Source organism: Phenylobacterium sp. 58.2.17 (assembly GCF_026411515.1).
Taxonomy (GTDB): Bacteria; Pseudomonadota; Alphaproteobacteria; order Caulobacterales; family Caulobacteraceae; genus Phenylobacterium.
Map to the genome: position 1 here is coordinate 1 of NZ_JAPMTQ010000011.1, position 16,090 is coordinate 16,090.

At 68.0% G+C, this 16,090-nt stretch carries 14 protein-coding genes; 10 read left to right on the top strand and 4 right to left on the bottom strand.

Going from position 1 to position 16,090, the window contains the following annotated elements; genetic code table 11:
* Positions 1-164: 164 nt before the first annotated feature.
* The 3 genes from OUA97_RS09650 (at position 165) to OUA97_RS09660 (ending at position 3,444) form a co-directional block, all read left to right on the top strand.
* Positions 165-2,012: a monovalent cation:proton antiporter-2 (CPA2) family protein gene (locus OUA97_RS09650; protein ID WP_267231683.1), complete on the top strand. Its 1,848-nt coding sequence runs from the start codon at positions 165-167 to the stop codon at positions 2,010-2,012.
* 72 nt (positions 2,013-2,084) lie between these two features.
* On the top strand, positions 2,085-2,801 hold the full coding sequence (locus OUA97_RS09655; protein WP_267231684.1) for a CoA transferase subunit A: 717 nt from the start codon (positions 2,085-2,087) through the stop codon (positions 2,799-2,801).
* A gap of 1 nt (position 2,802) precedes the next feature.
* Positions 2,803-3,444: a 3-oxoacid CoA-transferase subunit B gene (locus OUA97_RS09660; RefSeq protein WP_267231685.1), complete on the top strand. Its 642-nt coding sequence runs from the start codon at positions 2,803-2,805 to the stop codon at positions 3,442-3,444.
* 4 nt (positions 3,445-3,448) lie between these two features.
* On the opposite strand, the gene OUA97_RS09665 is transcribed toward OUA97_RS09660, so the two are convergent.
* Positions 3,449-4,366: a transporter gene (locus OUA97_RS09665; RefSeq protein ID WP_267231686.1), complete on the bottom strand. Its 918-nt coding sequence runs from the start codon at positions 4,364-4,366 to the stop codon at positions 3,449-3,451.
* Positions 4,367-4,569: 203 nt separating this feature from the next.
* Between OUA97_RS09665 and msrA the strand changes: the two genes are divergently transcribed.
* Positions 4,570-5,148 carry a peptide-methionine (S)-S-oxide reductase MsrA gene (gene msrA / locus OUA97_RS09670; protein WP_416362424.1) on the top strand — a complete coding sequence of 193 codons (579 nt, stop codon included), beginning with the start codon at positions 4,570-4,572 and terminating at the stop codon, positions 5,146-5,148.
* Here the strand turns inward: msrA and OUA97_RS09675 are convergent.
* Positions 5,117-6,673 carry a glycosyltransferase family 39 protein gene (locus tag OUA97_RS09675; RefSeq protein WP_323690649.1) on the bottom strand — a complete coding sequence of 519 codons (1,557 nt, stop codon included), beginning with the start codon at positions 6,671-6,673 and terminating at the stop codon, positions 5,117-5,119. The genes msrA and OUA97_RS09675 overlap by 32 nt on opposite strands.
* Positions 6,674-6,889: 216 nt before the next feature.
* Between OUA97_RS09675 and OUA97_RS09680 the strand changes: the two genes are divergently transcribed.
* The 5 genes from OUA97_RS09680 to OUA97_RS09700 all read left to right on the top strand — a co-directional run bounded on the left by OUA97_RS09680 (position 6,890) and on the right by OUA97_RS09700 (position 13,307).
* Positions 6,890-10,201 (top strand): TonB-dependent receptor, encoded by a 3,312-nt coding sequence (locus OUA97_RS09680; RefSeq protein ID WP_267231688.1) that lies wholly within the window; start codon positions 6,890-6,892, stop codon positions 10,199-10,201.
* Between the two features lie 125 nt (positions 10,202-10,326).
* The gene (locus OUA97_RS09685; protein WP_267231689.1) at positions 10,327-11,334 is read left to right on the top strand and encodes an agmatine deiminase family protein; all 1,008 of its coding nucleotides are present in this window, start codon (positions 10,327-10,329) and stop codon (positions 11,332-11,334) included.
* On the top strand, positions 11,334-12,212 hold the full coding sequence (aguB, locus tag OUA97_RS09690) for an N-carbamoylputrescine amidase (RefSeq protein WP_267231690.1): 879 nt from the start codon (positions 11,334-11,336) through the stop codon (positions 12,210-12,212). The genes OUA97_RS09685 and aguB overlap by 1 nt, the downstream gene beginning before the upstream one ends.
* 34 nt (positions 12,213-12,246) lie before the next feature.
* Complete coding sequence (locus OUA97_RS09695) at positions 12,247-12,774, top strand: GNAT family N-acetyltransferase (RefSeq protein WP_267231691.1); 528 nt, start codon at positions 12,247-12,249, stop codon at positions 12,772-12,774.
* Entirely contained in the window at positions 12,771-13,307 is a 537-nt protein-coding gene (locus OUA97_RS09700; RefSeq protein WP_267231692.1) for a GNAT family N-acetyltransferase, read from the top strand. Before OUA97_RS09695 ends, OUA97_RS09700 begins: the two co-directional genes overlap by 4 nt.
* Here the strand turns inward: OUA97_RS09700 and OUA97_RS09705 are convergent.
* Together OUA97_RS09705 and OUA97_RS09710 are read right to left on the bottom strand one after the other, a co-directional pair.
* Entirely contained in the window at positions 13,304-14,104 is an 801-nt protein-coding gene (locus tag OUA97_RS09705; RefSeq protein WP_267231693.1) for an acid phosphatase, read from the bottom strand. The genes OUA97_RS09700 and OUA97_RS09705 overlap by 4 nt on opposite strands.
* Positions 14,105-14,160: 56 nt before the next feature.
* Positions 14,161-15,042, bottom strand: coding sequence for a MaoC/PaaZ C-terminal domain-containing protein (locus OUA97_RS09710; protein ID WP_267231694.1), 882 nt, complete (start codon positions 15,040-15,042; stop codon positions 14,161-14,163).
* A gap of 212 nt (positions 15,043-15,254) precedes the next feature.
* Between OUA97_RS09710 and OUA97_RS09715 the strand changes: the two genes are divergently transcribed.
* Entirely contained in the window at positions 15,255-16,058 is an 804-nt protein-coding gene (locus OUA97_RS09715) for a SapC family protein (RefSeq protein ID WP_267231695.1), read from the top strand.
* Positions 16,059-16,090 lie beyond the last annotated feature (32 nt).

A 16,090-nucleotide genomic window follows, 5' to 3' on the forward strand; every position in this document is an offset into this window, starting at 1 on the left:
CCCCCCCCCCCCCCCCCCCCCCCCCCCCCCCCCCCCCCCCCCCCCCCCCCCCGCTTCCCATGCGGCGCCGACGGCGCTCCCCGTTGCGCCGCGGCGCCTTTTGACACCACATACGCGCGAGGGCCGCCCTGCTCGGAGGGGCGGGCAAGCGTATTGGAGCGTCGATGGCGGCAGAGGCTGCGGGGATGAACCTTGGTCACGCCGTCGCCCTGCTGGCGGCGGGGGTGGTGGCGGTGCCGGTGTTCCGCAAGCTGGGCCTGGGATCGGTGCTCGGCTACCTGGCCGCGGGCCTGGTGATCGGCCCGTTCGGGCTCAAGCTGTTCGCCGACCCCGAGGCCATCCTGCACGTCGCCGAACTCGGCGTGGTGCTGTTCCTGTTCATCATCGGGCTGGAGATGCGGCCCAGCAAGCTGTGGAGCCTGCGGGGCCAGATCTTCGGTCTCGGCGCGGCCCAGGTGCTGGTCTGCTGCGCGCTGCTGTCGGGCGTGGCGCTGCTGGCGGGGCTGCCGCCGGCGGCGGCGGTGGTCGGCGCTAGCGGCTTCGTGCTGTCCTCCACCGCCGTGATCATGAAGATGCTGGACGAGCGCGGCGAGACCGCGACCGAGGCCGGTCAACGCGCGGTCTCGATCCTGCTGCTCGAGGACCTGGCGGTGGTGCCGCTGCTGGCCCTGGTGGTCGTGCTGGGCACGATGAGCGGCGGCGCCGTCGAGGACGGCCGCCCGGTCTGGCTCGGCCTGCTGATCGGCCTCGGCTGCATCGCCGCGGTGATCGCCGCCGGCCGCTGGCTGCTGAACCCGTTCTTCCAGATCTTGGCCCGCACAGGTGCGCGCGAGATCATGACCGCCGCGGCCCTGCTGGTGGTGCTGGGCACAGCGCTCTTCATGCAGTGGGGCGGCCTCTCCATGGCCATGGGCGCGTTCCTGGCCGGGGTGCTGCTCTCGGAGTCGACCTTCCGCTTTCAGCTCGAGGCCGACATCGAGCCGTTCCGCGGCATCCTGCTGGGCCTGTTCTTCCTCAGCGTCGGCATGTCGCTGGACCTGTCGGTGGTGGCCGCCGAATGGGCCCTGGTCGTGCTCGGCGTGCTGGCCTTCATGGCGGTGAAGGCGGCCGGCATCTATGGCGTCGCGCGGCTATTCAAGGCGGGAAACCGCGAGGCGATCCAGCGCGCGGCCCTGTTCGCCCAGGGCGGCGAGTTCGCCTTCGTGCTCTATGGCGCGGCGGTCGCGGCCGGGGTGATGGACGGCCGGACCAGCGCCGCGATGACCGCCATCGTGATCTTCTCGATGGCGCTGACCCCGCTGGTGGTGATCGTGCTCACCCGGCTGATGCCGCCGCCCAAGGAGTCGATGGACGGGATCGAACTGGCCGCCAATCTCGAAGGCCGGGTGCTGATGATCGGCTTCGGCCGCTTCGCCCAGGTGGTCAGCCAGCCGCTGCTGGCCCGCGGCATGGAGGTCTCGCTGATCGAGACCGACGTCGAGATGATCCGCGCCGCCGGCACCTTCGGCTTCAAGGTCTATTACGGCGACGGCACCCGGCTCGACGTGCTGCGCGCCTCCGGCGCGACCAACGCCGAGGCGATCCTGGTCTGCGTCGACAAACCCGAGGTCGCCGACAAGATCGTCGAGCTGGTGAAGTCCGAATTCCCGCTGGCCAAGCTGTTCGTGCGCGCCTTCGACCGAGGCCACTCGCTGCGGCTGATCAAGGCCGGCGTCGACTACCAGATCCGCGAGACCTTCGAGTCGGCCCTGGTGTTCGGCAAGAACGTCCTGATTTCGCTCGGCGTCGACGAGGTCGAGGCCGCCGAGATCACCCGCGACGTGCGTCGACGCGACACCGAGCGGCTGGAGCTGCAGGTCGCCGGCGGCATCGCCGAGGGACGCTGGCTGATGCGTGGCAACATGCAGACCCCGACGCCGGAGCCGTTCTCCGTCCCGCGCAAGGAGGGCGAGGCCGGCAACAAGGAGGCGGCCGACGCCATGAAGAAGTCGTCCAAGGCGCTGGCCGAGTAATTCTTCGCCAACTGATGAATTTTTTCACCTGACCCTGTTCTCAACGACGCGCTGGCAGCTTAAAGGGGCCTCATGGCTAAGACCCGCAACGACGCCGTGGACGCCCTGGCTGGGCTGCTGTTCGACGGCATGACCATCATGGCCGGGGGCTTCGGCCTCTGCGGCATTCCCGAGAACCTGATCGGCGCGATCAAGGAATCCGGCGTCAAAAACCTGACGGTGGTGTCCAACAATTGCGGGATCGACGGCTTCGGCCTCGGCGTCCTGCTCGAGAGCGGCCAGATCAAGAAGATGATCTCGTCCTATGTCGGCGAGAACAAGCTGTTCGAGCAGCTCTACCTGTCGGGCGCGCTGGAGCTGGAGTTCAATCCGCAGGGCACCCTGGCCGAGCGCATCCGCGCCGGCGGCGCCGGCATCCCGGCCTTCTTCACCAAGACCGGCGTCGGCACCCTTGTGGCCGAGGGCAAGGAAGTCCGCGAGTTCGACGGCGAGACCTATGTGATGGAGCGCGGCCTCATCGCCGATCTCTCCATCGTCAAGGCCCACACCGGCGACGCCGAGGGCAACCTCGTCTATCGAAAGACCGCCCGGAACTTCAATCCGATGATGGCCACGGCCGGCAAGGTCACGGTCGCCGAGGTCGAGAACCTCGTGGCGATCGGCTCGATCGACAAGGACCACATCCACACGCCCGGCATCTTCGTCGACCGCATCGTCAAGGGCGCGGTCTACGAGAAGCGCATCGAACGGGTCACCACCCGTCCCCGCGAAGAGAAGGCGAGCGCTTAAGATGGCCTGGACCCGTGACGAGATGGCCGCCCGCGCCGCCAAGGAACTGCGCGACGGCTTCTATGTGAACCTGGGCATCGGCATCCCGACCCTGGTCGCCAACTACATCCCTGAGGGCATGCACGTGACGCTGCAGAGCGAGAACGGCATGCTGGGCATGGGTCCCTTCCCCTACGAGGGCGAAGAGGACGCCGACCTGATCAACGCCGGCAAGCAGACCATCACCGAGCTGCCGAGCTCGTCCTATTTCTCCAGCGCCGACTCGTTCGCGATGATCCGCGGCGGTCATATCGCCCTGTCGATCCTGGGCGGCATGCAGGTGGCGGCGAACGGCGACCTAGCCAACTGGATGGTGCCGGGCAAGATGGTCAAGGGCATGGGCGGGGCCATGGACCTGGTGGCGGGCGTGAAGCGCGTCGTCGTGGTCATGGACCATTGCGAGAAGTCGGGCGCCCCCAAGCTGCTCAAGGAATGCAGCCTGCCGCTGACCGGCGCTGGCGTCGTCGACCTCCTGATCACCGAGCTGGGGGTCTTCGAGATCAACCGCGGCAAGACCCCGGTGAAACTGGTCGAACTGGCCCCCGGCGTCAGCGTCGACGAGGTCAAGGCCAAGACCGAGGCGGCGTTCGAGCTCGCGCTCTAAGGCGTCAGTCGAACCACAGGGTGCGCCAAGCCACGGCGAACGACGTGAAGTCGCCGCCGTACCTGGTCAGGGCGCCCTGGGAATAGCTGAACTGCAGCGACTGGCGCTGGGCCACCGGCACGGCGAGAGTCAGGCCGACCCGGGCGTTCTCTTGGCGATTGATGTCTCGGACCCCGCCGGTCACCGTGGCGCCGCCGGTGTAGTAGGTGGCGTTCACCCCAGCCCAAAGTCCGGGGCGGAACGTATAGGTCAGGTGCGCCTGGAACGTGCCCATCGGCTCCTGTGAGCGGGTCAGGCCGCGCAGGAAGTCGTCGTTGTCGGCATAGATCCAGACGCCGGCATAGGCGTCGGCCTGCCATCTGCCCATTGGATAGGCGACGCCGATCTCCGGCTTGAAGGCCCACCGATTGGCGCCGAGATTGATCAGCTTGTCTGGCATGTACTCGCCTGTGGGCGCGACGACGAGCAGGCTGGCCCCGATGATAGGGCCGGGTTTCCTGGCCGCGAAGGCCTTGGGCGAGAGCGCCGGGCCGCCGACCAGCAGGGTGCTGAACTTCAGCCTGACGTCCCCGAAGCCTGAACGTGAGATCGCGCGGCCGACCTCGCCCACGTTTCCTTCGGCGTCGCCCCACAGGTAGGGGACCGCCACCGTCAGACTCGACTGATGGCCGCCCAGGTCGAACACCCGGCTGTAGCCGGCCGTGGCCAGATTGATCTCGGCATGGGCGTCGGAGATCGGGCCTGACGCGTCGAACAGGATCTCGCCGGTGGAGCGGCCGTAGCCGGCGACGGCGAAGTTGGCGCCGACCGGCGATGGCGAATAGGAGCGCGGCTCGAGTTCCTGCGCGGCGACGCTTGAGGCCGCAAGGGCGAGCAGGAGGCCGCCGGCGAGCCTCAGGTGTCCCACCTGTCGGCGGTGCATTGTGACTCCTCGCGGGAGGTGGGTCGGAACTTAGATCGTCGGCTAGTGGGGCCGCCGTGCAACTCCCGCGGCTATCAGGTGAAACCCGCGCGTCGTCGCATCAGAATGTGCAGGCGCCGGCATCTGCCGGTGGCATGGGTCCGTATCTTCACCAGACTGCGGCGGATCTTGTTCCGCCGCCTTGAGGTGAGATCATGAAGTCCATGAAGACCCTTCGCACCGCCGCCGCCCTGGCGACGCTGAGCACGCTGGCCCTGGCCCCGGCGGCGCAAGCCGCGACCGCGGTCTTCGCCGGCGGCTGTTTCTGGTCGACCGAGAAGGCGATGGAGAGCCTGCCCGGGGTGACCAGCGCGGTCTCCGGCTACGCCGGCGGCGCGCTACAGAACCCCACCTACCAGAATCACCGTGGCCACCTGGAAGCGGTGAAGGTGACCTACGACCCGGCCAAGATCAGCTACGCCAAGCTGGTCGAGGGCTTCTTCCACCACATCGACCCGACCGACGCCGGCGGCCAGATCTGCGACCGCGGGCCGTCCTATACGACGGCGGTGTTCGTCGAAGGCGGGGCCGAAACGGCGACCGCCCAGGCGGTGAAGGCGCAGGTCGCCAAGACCCTCGGCAAGCCGGTGGCCACCCGTATCCTGACCGGCGGCAGGTTCTGGCCGGCCGAGGCCTATCATCAGGACTACGCCCGCAAAAACCCGGCGAACTACAACGCCTACCGCATCGGTTGCGGCCGCGACCGCGCGCTCAAGGCTGTCTGGGGATCGGCTTACCAGTAACCGGATCGCGGGGGGCCGGGGTGAAGCCCTCGGCGATGAATAGCTCGGCCTTGCGCTTGCGCTTGGGGTCCAGCCAGACGCTGACGATTTCCTCGCCGGACGTGGCGCGGAAGTCGGCCTTCATCTCGCCTAAGAACACCTGCTCCAGGCTGACCGCCAGCACCCGCCGGCCGTCGGCTACGGTCAGGGGAGCGACGCTCTCGGCCTGGTTCTGGGGGTGGGCCTCGCGCACCCACATCTTCAGCGGCGGCTCGCCGTTCTGGCCGAAGAACTCGCGGCCGTAATAGGCGGCGGCGTTGAACAGGAAGCGGTCGTTGACCGCGATCGCGCTCAGCGAACCGGGCGGTTCGCGCATGGCCCGCTCGGCCATGGTCTGCGTCATCTGCTCCCAGCCCTTGGCGCGCTTGAAGGCGTTCGACAGGCCCACGCGGTCGGCGAACCCGGGGTTGAGCACGCAGGCCAGGAACACCGCGGCCACTGCGCCCTGCAGCGCCAGCGCCGCGATCAGCCACCAGCGGGCCCGCCAGCGCACCAGCCAGGCCGCGACCAGGATCACGCCCGGGGCGTATCCGGCGCCCGACCAGTTGGCGTTGGCGCGGCTGATGAACGCTTGGCCGGTGACGATCAGGATCGCCGGCAGCGCAAAGCAGATCAGCAGCACGTCGGCCGGCGTCAGTCGGCGACGGAAGGCCAGCACCGCCGCGCCGCCGAGCAGCACCGCGAACGGGATCGGGCCGAACACGCCGAACTGCGAGGCCAGGAAGTCGCCGAGTTCGCCGAGATTGAACAGCTGGCGACCGCTCCAGTTGGCGTTGGCGGCGGTGTGCTGGAGCGTCGAAAAGTCGTGCGCGGCGTTCCAGATCAGGTTGGGGGCCAGGGTCGCCAGCAAGGCGGCCAAAGCGGCCAGCGCCGACTTCAGGGTCCAGACCCGGCGCGCATCGGGCGAGGCGACGAGGTGCAGCGCCAGGCCGATCAGTCCGTATACGGCCGCATATTTCGACAGGAAGGCCAGGCCCAGCGCCGCGCCGAACCCGGCGGCCAGCCAGAGGCGGCGGCGGGCGTCGCCGGCCGGCATCTCGACATAGGCCAGCAGCGCCAGGGCCAGGAACATCAGCAGCGGCGCGTCGGTCGCCGCGACCAGCGAGGACAGCTGCACCGCCGGCATCAGCAGATAGAGCGCCGCGGCGGCGAAGCCGGCGGTGGAATCGTAGAGCCGCCGGCCGATCGCGAACACGCAGAAGGTGGTCGCCGCATGCAGCAGCGGGGCGGAGAAGCGGACCCACGGCTCGGCGTCGCCGCCGATCGAGGTCGTCGCCCAGATCAGCCAGGCCACCATCGGCGGCTTCGAATAGTAGCCCCAGTCGAGCGTGCGCGACCAAAGCCAGTACTGCGCTTCGTCGGGATAGAGTTCGAGCGGCGTGGCGAACAGCGCGACCATCCGCACGGCGGTCAGCGCCAGGGTGATCATCAGCACCGCGCGCCAATGGCGGTCGGTTCCGTGCGCAGACAGTGGGGTGCTGGGCAAAGCCGCCTCTTCGCGTCGTCGATGGCCGGAAACTTGCGCGGGTCAGCGTGTCTGTAAAGCGACAGGCGCCAGCTTATTTGGCGACCGTCACGTCAAGTGACCACGCCGTCACGATTCCGTCACCCACAGGCGAATTTTCCGGGCTATAGGGGCCGCCAGGAATGGGGGGCATGAACCTTAGAGTTCGTCCCGTTCCCGTTGGATTAGGGGACCTTAATGCGAATGATGAATAGGCTCGCCGCCGGCGCGGCGTTGACGGCGCTCGTGTGCGCCATGTCCAGCGCGGTGTATGCGCAGGAAACCACCGGCTCGGTGCGTGGTCAGGTTACGGACGAAAGCGGCGCGGGCGTGGCCGGCGCCACGGTGACGGTGACGCACGTCCCGACCGGCGCGACCTCGACCTCGGTCACCGGCGCTGACGGCTACTTCTCGGCCCGCGGCCTGCGCGTCGGCGGCCCGTACCGCATCGTCGCCACGGCGGCGGATTTCGAGCGCAGCCAGGCGACTTTGCAGAACGTCGGCGTCGGCGACCCGGCGAACGTCCAGCTCGACATGTACCGCGCGGGTTCCGCGGCGGTCGAAGAGCTGGTGGTGACCGGCGCGCTGGCCACGCCGAGCCAAGGCGGCCCCTCGACCAACTTCTCGGCCGCGGCGATCGAATCGCTACCGTCGATCAGCCGCGACATCAAGGACTTCGCCCGTCTCGACCCGTTCGCGACCATCGACGTCTCGAACCAGGACGCGCTGTCATTCGCCGGCACCAACACCCGCTTCAACCAGCTGACCGTCAACGGCGTCCGCCAGAACGACGACTTCGGCCTGAACAACAACGGCTATCCGACCCAGCGCTCGCCCTTCCCGCTGGACGCGGTCGGCGCGGTCAACGTCTCGATCGCCCCCTACAGCCCGATCAACAACGGCTTCACCGGCGGCCAGATCAACGCCGTGCTGAAGTCGGGCGGCAACGACTTCTCGGGCTCGCTGTTCGGCGAGAAGAGCGGCCGTGACTTCCAGGGCGACACCGTGCGCGGCAAGCCGGCCGGTTCGGCGTTCGAGGAAAAGACCTGGGGCTTCACCCTGGGCGGTCCGATCATCAAGGACACCCTGTTCTTCTTCGCCGCCTACGAAAAGTTCGACGGCGAACTCGGCTTCGACGAAGGTCCGGTCGGCTCGGGCGCTTCGGTGATCATCCCGCGCATCACCACGGGCGCCGTCGACCAGTTCCAGGCCGACACCCAGCGCATCTACGGCTACGATCCGGGCAACTTCCTGTCGGGCGCCTTCCCGGTCGAGGACGAGAAGAAGCTCGTCAAGATCGACTGGAACATCAACGACAACCACCGCGCCGAGTTCTCGTGGCAGAGCACGTCGGGCAATTCGCTGAACGGGTCGGTCACCTCGACCTTCGCCCAGGGCAACAGCGTCACCCAGCCGCGGATCGGCCTGGAGACCAACGACTACAACAAGATCGAGGAGCTGACGGTCTATACGGCCCAGCTGAACTCGCAGTGGACGGACGCCTTCTCGACCGAGCTGCGCTACTCGCGCAAGGAAACCGACACCCAGCAGCTGCCGCTCGGCGGCCTGAGCGTCGGCCAGGTCGACGTCACCGTGAACGACATGCCGGGCGTGTTGCCGGGCGCCGGCAACGCCCAGTTCCGCTACGGCGCGGACATCAACCGTCACGACAACTATCTGAACGTGAAGGTCGACACGATCGAGGCGATCGCCCGTTACCACATGGGCATCCATGACTTCATGGTCGGCCTGCGGACCGAGCAGGACGACGTCTTCAACGTCTTCGTCGCCAACTCGCTCGGGACCTACACCTTCTCGAGCTACGCCAACTACCTGAACCGCGTCGCCTCGGGCTTCACCCTGACCGGCGGCGTCGATCCGAACGGCGGCACGGTCCCGGCCACCCTCGGCACGGCCCGTCTCGGCGCGGCCAGCTTCGGCTACCGCCTGACCAGCGCCTACGCCGAAGACCGCATCCAGGTGCTGCCGAACCTCGACGTCCTGGCCGGCGTTCGCCTCGACACCTACTCGATGGACGACATGCCGACCTACAACTCGGCGTTCGCCTCGCGGAACGGCTTCTCCAACCAGCAGAACCTCGACGGCAAGTACGTCGTGCTGCCGCGGGTGTCGTTCAACTGGAAGCCCACCGATCGCCTGCGCGTCTCCGGCGGTTTCGGCGGCTTCTCGTCGACCGGCCTGAACGTCTGGGTGTCGAACGCCTTCTCGAACAACGGCGTCAACCAGACCAACGCCATCTGCACCGGCGCCAACCTGACCAACGTCGACATCACCAAGGCGCCGACGGGCTGCACCTTCACGCCGCGCGGCGGCAACACCAACGTCATCAGCCCGTCGTTCCAGATCCCGGTGACCTGGAAGGGCAACCTGTCGGTCGGCTACGAGTTCGACCTGGGCCGCTTCGGCGACGGCTGGCTGGTCCAGGCCGACTACGTGCGGATGTCCAACCAGAACGCGCTGTACTGGACCGACCTGCGCGCCAAGCAGATCGGCACGGCTCCGGACGGCCGTCCGGTCTATGGCCGCAACACCATCGGCGACACGACCGGCAACTCGTACGACCTGATGCTGGCGAACACCGACAAGGGCGGCTCGGAATCCTACGCGATCACCATCGCCAAGGAATGGAACGAAGGCGTCCTGGAAGGTCTGGGCGGCAAGTTCATCTACACCCACACCGAAGCCACCGACGCCAACCCGATGACCAGCTCGATCGCCCAGTCGAGCTACACCCGGTTCGCTTCGTCGGACGTCCAGAACCCGCCGGCGGCGACCTCGGACTATGAGATCCGCGAGCGCTTCGCGTTCGACGTCTCCTACGCCCGCAAGTTCTTCGGGGACAACGAGACCTCGATCCGGCTGTTCGCGCAGAGCCGCACCGGCCTGCCGTTCAGCTACACCTTCGCCAACAGCGCCACGAGCGGCTTCGACAACGACTTCGGCAACTCGGTCTCGAGCTATTCGGGTCGCCAGGCCTCGTCGAACGCCCTGCTTTACGTGCCGGCGGCGGTGGGCGGTCAGGTCACCGCGACCTCGGACCCGCGCGTCAACTATGCGGCCGGCTTCGACGTGGCGGCGTTCAACAGCTTCCTGCAGCAGTCGGGCCTGATCGGCTATGCGGGCAAGATCGTGCCGCGGAACTCGTTCACCAACCCGGACGTGACCACGGTCGACATCCGCCTCAGCCAGGAACTGCCGGCGTTCTTCCCGAACGGCGCCAAGCTCGAGGTCTATATGGACATCGAGAACCTCGGGAACCTGCTCAACGACGAGTGGGGCGTGGTCGAACAGTACGACTTCTACCGCGGCGTGCCGGTGGTGAACGTCCAGTGCGGCGCCGGCGGGGCTCCGGCCTGCGCGGCTCCGGGCGCGACCTACACCTATTCGGGCACCGGCGTCGGCGGCGCCTTCCAGCAGCCGGTGAAGCCGTTCCTGCGCAGCGAAAACTCGCTGTGGCAGATCAAGATCGGCGCGAAGTACAAGTTCTAGACCTTCGGGCTTAGAGCCAGATCGGAAGGGGCGGCTCGGCGACGGGCCGCCCCTTTTTCTATGCGATGCTTGACGGGGGGGCCGCGTCCGCCCATCTGCGCGCGTTCATTGGATGAAGGCAGGCCATGACCGTTCTCGTTCCCGCCGAATGGGCTCCGCACCGCGCGATGTGGCTGGGCTTCCCCAGTCACGAGGACCTTTGGGAGGACGACCTCCCCCAGGCTCAGGAAGAGGTCGCGGCCTTGGCCCGCGCCCTGGCCGGCCCGGGCGCCGAGCGCGTGCGCCTGCTGACCGGCAGCCCGGCCGGCGAGGCCGATGCCCGCCGCCTGCTCGGCGACGTCGCCGGGATCGAGATCGTGCCCGGCCGTTTCGGCGATATCTGGCTGCGCGACACCGGCCCGATCTTCGCCAAGCAGAACGGCGCCGACCTCGCCCAGGGCTTCCGGTTCAACGGCTGGGGCGGCAAGTACCAGCTCGACCACGACGACGAGGTCGCCGCCCAGATCGCCGAGGCTTCCGGCGTGACGCTCAACCCGCACGACTTCATCCTGGAGGGTGGCGCGGTCGATCACGACGGCGCCGGGACCGTGCTGACCACCGGCCAGTGCGTGCTGAACCCCAACCGCAATCCCGGCTGGACGCAAGGCGCCGCCGAGGCGGCCTTCGCCCAGGCGTTCGGTGCGACCAAGACCATCTGGCTGGGCGAGGGCCTGGCCAACGACCACACCGACGGCCACGTCGACAACCTGGCGCGCTTTGTGGCCCCCGGCGTCGCCGTCTGCCCGGTCGGCTTTGGCCGCGGTGATGTCAACATCGAGGCCTATGACGACGCCGCCCGCCGCCTGGCCGAGGCGACCGACGCCCAGGGCCGCAAGCTGAAGGTCGTGCGCATCCCGTCCCCGGGCTGGATCGAGGGCGCCGAGGGCAAGGCCGCCCCGGCCAGCCATATGAACTTCATCATCGCCAACGGCGCGGTGATCATGCCGACCTATGGCGAGGGCCAGGCCGCCGACCTGGCGCTGCAGGCCCTTGAAAGCGTGTTCCCTGACCGCAAGGTCATCGGCCTGCCGTCTATGGCCATCCTGACCGGCGGCGGTTCCTTCCACTGCATCACCCAGCAGGAGCCCGCCTGATGGCCCGCACGATCAACGTCGCCGCGATCCAGACCAGCTACGGCATGGATCTGGCCGCCAACATCAAGAAGACCGAGGCCTTCATCCGCGAGGCCGCCGGCAAGGGCGCTCAGGTGATCCTGCCGTCGGAGCTGTTCCAGGGCCCGTACTTCTGCGTCGCCCAGGAGGAGCACTGGTTCAAGCAGGCCTATCCCTGGCGCGAACACCCCTGCGTCGCCGCCCTGGCGCCGCTGGCCGCCGAGCTGGGCGTGGTGATCCCGGTCTCGATCTTCGAGAAGGAAGGCCCGCACTACTTCAACAGCCTGGTGATGATCGACGCCGACGGCTCGCTCATGGGGCTCTATCGCAAGAGCCACATCCCCGACGGGCCGGGCTACATGGAGAAGTACTACTTCCGGCCCGGCGACACCGGCTTCAAGGTCTGGGACAGCCGGTTTGGCCGCCTGGGCGTCGGCATCTGCTGGGACCAGTGGTACCCCGAATGCGCCCGCGCCATGGCGCTGATGGGCGCCGAGGTGCTGTTCTATCCGACCGCCATCGGCTCGGAGCCGCATGATCCCAGCCTCGACACCGCGCTGCCCTGGCGGCGCGCGATGCAGGGCCACGCCGTCTCCAACGTCATCCCGGTGGTCGGCGCCAACCGCATCGGCTTCGAGCCGTGGGACGGCTACCCGAACGGCGGCCAGACCTTCTACGGCTCGTCGTTCATCGCCGACCATCGCGGCGACCTGGTCTCGGAACTGGGGCGTGGCGACGAGGGCATCGTGCAGGCGAGCTTCGACCTCGACTTCCTGCAGACGCACCGCGCCGCCTGGGGCTTCTTCCGCGACCGCCGCACCGATCTCTACGGGGCGTTGACGGGGCCGCGCCCGGCCTAGCTTCGGCAGGTCTGGATCATGTAACCTCGTTCGCATGATCCAGACCGAGCGCCTGATCCTTCGCGCCTACCGCGAAGAGGACCGAGCCGACTTCGCCGCTCTGAACGGCGATCCGCAGGTCGGCGCCTGGCTCGGCGGAACGCTGGACCGGGCCGGCAGCGACGCGCTGCTCGATCGTCTGAACGCTCACATCGCCGAGCATGGCTGGGGCGCCTGGGCCGTGGAGCGCAGGTCCGACGGCCGACTGATCGGCATGACCGGACTGGCCCCGGTCAACGAAGCCTTGCCCGTCGGCCCGGCCATCGAGCTCGAGTGGCGCTTCATCCCGCAGGCGTGGGGACTGGGCTACGCCAGCGAGGCGGCCCGCGCCGTCCTGGCCTGGGCGTTCGAGAACCTCGGCCAGGATGAATTCATCGCCTTCACCGCCGACACCAACCTGGCCTCGCAAGGGGTGATGCGGAAGATCGGCATGGTCGCCGACCCGTCGCGCGATTTCGACCATCCGCGGCTGGCTGCCGATCATCCGCTGAACCGGCACGTCGTCTACGTGGCCCGTCGATGAGGCTGGAGACCGAGCGCCTGATCCTGCGCCAATGGCGAGAGGAGGACCTTGAGCCGTTCGCGGCCATGTCCCGCGACGAGGAGGTGATGCGCTGGCTGGGCGGGGTGCTGACCCGCGAGCGGGCCCGCGCCTACATGGATCGCGCCCACGACGCCTTCGCCCGTCTTGGCATGTGCCGTTTCGCCATCGAGCGGCGCGAGGACGGCGCCTTCGTCGGAGCGTGCGGATTGATGCCCTCGTTCGAGGCGCTGCCGGTGCGGCCGTTCATCGACATGGGCTGGCGGCTGAGCCGCGAGGCCTGGGGACACGGCTATGCGACCGAGGCGGCGCGCGCGGTGTTGCACGATGGCTTCACGCGTCTGGACCTACCGGAGATCGACGCCATCACCGCCGCCGTCAACCTGCGCTCGCGCGCGGTGATGGAGCGGCTCGGCATGGTCTACGACGCCGAGCTAAGCGGCTTCCCCGGTCCTGGTCACGCAGAGGACGATCCGATGCGGCCGACCGTCCTCTATCGGGCGCGTCGGTCCTAGGCGGCGCAGCCGCTCGGCGCGGCCTTGGCGCGGGCGATCTCGCTGCGGGCCTTTTTCATGTCCGACTGGAACTGCGGATCGCCATGCAGCCGCGCGACCATGGCGCTGGCCAGCGTGCGGCCGGCCTCGATGTCGCTGGCGTAGTGCACGCCGCAGATGATCCGGCTCTCGCCGATCTGCTTGCCGACGTCCAGCATCGCATCGGCCTTGGCCGGGGCCAGCTCGGCCAGGATCAGCGCCCAGGCCCAGCCGGTCATCGAGTGGCCGGACGGATAGGAGGCGTTGGTCTTCATCCAGTCTTCGCGCGGGATGCAGATCGGCTTGTCGTCGCCGATCATCGGGCGCGGGCGGTTGTAGTGGTCCTTGGCCGGCTTGCCGACCGTGCGCACGTCCAGCTCGACGCGGTGCATGATCTTCAGCGCGGTCGGCGTCTGCTTCTCGTCGATCGAGACGCCCAGCTTGCAGGCGTACTGCTTCAGCGCCCCGCCGCCCCACAGGTCGTTCTCGACCACCGCCTGCTTCCAGCGCGGCGAGCCGGCCAGGGCGCGGGTCTCCTCGTAGCGGGCGCGGTCGGCCTGGCCGGTCAGGCTCTGCGGCGTCGGCGGCGGCCCGAGCAGGGCCGCGCCGTTGAGGTCGCCCTCGGCGAGATAGCCGGTCAGGTCGGTGGGCGGCGGGTTGAGCGGCGCGGGCGCCAGGCTCTCGTCCACCGGCGGGGCGTCGGCGGTGTTGGTGGTGGCGCAAGCGGCAAGGGCGGCGGCCAGGGCCATGCCGGCGACAATACTGAAGCTACGGGTCATGGGCGCCTCTCTAGAACGGCTCCCAAGCCTTGGGAACCGTTCCGGAGGCGGACGACCTACCGCAGGACGGTCAGGCCGTTCTTGATGACGGTGGCGTTGCGGGCCTTCACGCGGGCCTCGAACGAGATGTTTTTGCCGTCCTTCCAGATGTCGACGGTGATGGTGTCGCCGGGGATCACCGGGGCCGAGAAGCGGGCTTGGTGCGAATAGATCTGGTCGGGGTCGAAGTTCACGACCTCCTGCAGGATCGCCCGGCAGGTGATGCCGTAGGTGCACAGGCCGTGCAGGATCGGCTTGTCGAAGCCGGCCTTCTTGGCGACTTCGGGATCCGAGTGCAGCGGGTTGCGGTCGCCGTTCAGGCGATAGAGCAGAGCCTGGTCGTCGCGGGTGTCGAAGTCGACCGAGATGTCCGGCGCGCGGGTCGGCACCACGTGGGGCTCGGGGGCGCCTTCCGACGGGCCGCCGAAGCCGCCGTCGCCGCGGGCGAAGGTGGAGCCGGTCAGGGTGGCGACCTTCTCGCCCTTTTCATCGGTCCAGACGGTCTCGTTGATGATCACCGCGCCCTTGCCGGCGCCCTTGTCGTAGGCGCCGACCGTGCGGCCCTGGGCGGTGTAGGTGCCCGAGGCGCGCAGCGGCTTGTGCAGTTCCACCTTCTGCTCGCCATGCACGACCATCAGGAAGTTGATCTGGCTGGGGCGGTGGCCGGCCGGCATCTCCGGGGCCGGACCTGCCGCGCCGCGCATGCCCGAGGCCAGCACGGTGGCGGCGGTCGGGATCACCTTGAGGTTCTTTTCGTAGACGAAGGCCAGCTCCGTCTCGTTCATCTGGTCGCGGGCCATGCCGACGCCCAGCGCGTACAGCATCACGTCCTTGTCGTCGTAGGAGAAAGTCCTGTGCGCAGTCTTCTGGTCGAGAATGTCGGGATAAAAGATCGGCAAAATATATCCTCCGGTATGTGGCCTTGGCGGCCTTATCGAATGAGGCGAATTGAAGCGTTTCGCTCCAGCGGAGGCAAGCAGGCTGCGAGCAGGTTTGCGGGCGTCTGCCCGATCGGGTAGAAGCGGCGACTTCGCCCGAGACGGCGCACAAGCCAAAACAACCGCCCGCTCGCGCAACCCTATCAATCGCCCAGGATCATCGAAGGTATTTCATGGCGAACGAAACCCCGACCGGCATGGGTCAGATCACCGGCAACGTGCTTTTCTATTCGAAGCCGGAACCGCTCTCCATCGACCTGCACAGCGGCCTGGGCGTGAAGAGCCTGCCGGGCCCGTTCACCTTCGCCAAGGAAGGTCACGCCGTTCCGCTGACCGTGACCGAGTTCGGCGTCTCGTCGCTCTGCGGTCCGATCATCTTCGTCGGCGACGACAAGATTCCGCTGGCGGTGATGGGCCTGAACCTCGGCCAGAACATGTTCCTGCAGGACAACGGCCTGTTCGAACCGGGCGTCTACGTCCCGGCCTACATCCGCCGCTATCCGTTCGTGTTCGCCACCGACAACAACGCCGGCCAGATGGTGCTCTGCATCGACCGCTCGGCCGAGTTCATCGTCGATAAGGCCGACGCCGACATGCTGTTCTTCGACGCCGACGGCAAGCCGACCGAGTACACGCAGAACTGCATCAACTTCTGCAACGACTACGAGATGGAGCGTCAGCGCACCCAGAGCTTCGTCGACCTGCTGAAGGGCCTGGACCTGTTCGAGACCAAGAAGGCGCTGTTCACCCCGACCAATCCGGACGGCAGCGCCGGCCCGCAGCAGACCATCGCCGAGTACTTCGGCGTCTCGGAAGAGAAGCTGAACGCCCTGCCGCACGACAAGTTCATCGAGCTGCGCGACAACGGCGCCCTGGCGCAGATCTACGCCCACCTGGTCTCGCTGGCCGGCTGGGATCGCCTGATCGCCCTGGCCATGGCCCGTGCGCCGCAGACGCCGGCCGCCGCCAACGCCTAAGGGCGCGGCAAAGCCAATTCGGAGCGGCGGGC

What these genes read in the sequence shown, in the direction of transcription:
- OUA97_RS09700 (WP_267231692.1), top strand. Translation starts at nt 12,771, where the DNA reads ATGAGGCTGGAGACCGAGCGCCTGATCCTGCGCCAATGGCGAGAGGAG.
- OUA97_RS09715 (WP_267231695.1), top strand. Translation starts at nt 15,255, where the DNA reads ATGGCGAACGAAACCCCGACCGGCATGGGTCAGATCACCGGCAACGTG.
- OUA97_RS09695 (WP_267231691.1), top strand. Translation starts at nt 12,247, where the DNA reads ATGATCCAGACCGAGCGCCTGATCCTTCGCGCCTACCGCGAAGAGGAC.
- OUA97_RS09655 (WP_267231684.1), top strand. Translation starts at nt 2,085, where the DNA reads ATGGCTAAGACCCGCAACGACGCCGTGGACGCCCTGGCTGGGCTGCTG.
- OUA97_RS09705 (WP_267231693.1), bottom strand. Translation starts at nt 14,104, where the DNA reads ATGACCCGTAGCTTCAGTATTGTCGCCGGCATGGCCCTGGCCGCCGCC.
- OUA97_RS09685 (WP_267231689.1), top strand. Translation starts at nt 10,327, where the DNA reads ATGACCGTTCTCGTTCCCGCCGAATGGGCTCCGCACCGCGCGATGTGG.
- OUA97_RS09660 (WP_267231685.1), top strand. Translation starts at nt 2,803, where the DNA reads ATGGCCTGGACCCGTGACGAGATGGCCGCCCGCGCCGCCAAGGAACTG.
- aguB (WP_267231690.1), top strand. Translation starts at nt 11,334, where the DNA reads ATGGCCCGCACGATCAACGTCGCCGCGATCCAGACCAGCTACGGCATG.
- OUA97_RS09680 (WP_267231688.1), top strand. Translation starts at nt 6,890, where the DNA reads ATGCGAATGATGAATAGGCTCGCCGCCGGCGCGGCGTTGACGGCGCTC.
- msrA (WP_416362424.1), top strand. Translation starts at nt 4,570, where the DNA reads ATGAAGACCCTTCGCACCGCCGCCGCCCTGGCGACGCTGAGCACGCTG.
- OUA97_RS09665 (WP_267231686.1), bottom strand. Translation starts at nt 4,366, where the DNA reads ATGCACCGCCGACAGGTGGGACACCTGAGGCTCGCCGGCGGCCTCCTG.
- OUA97_RS09650 (WP_267231683.1), top strand. Translation starts at nt 165, where the DNA reads ATGGCGGCAGAGGCTGCGGGGATGAACCTTGGTCACGCCGTCGCCCTG.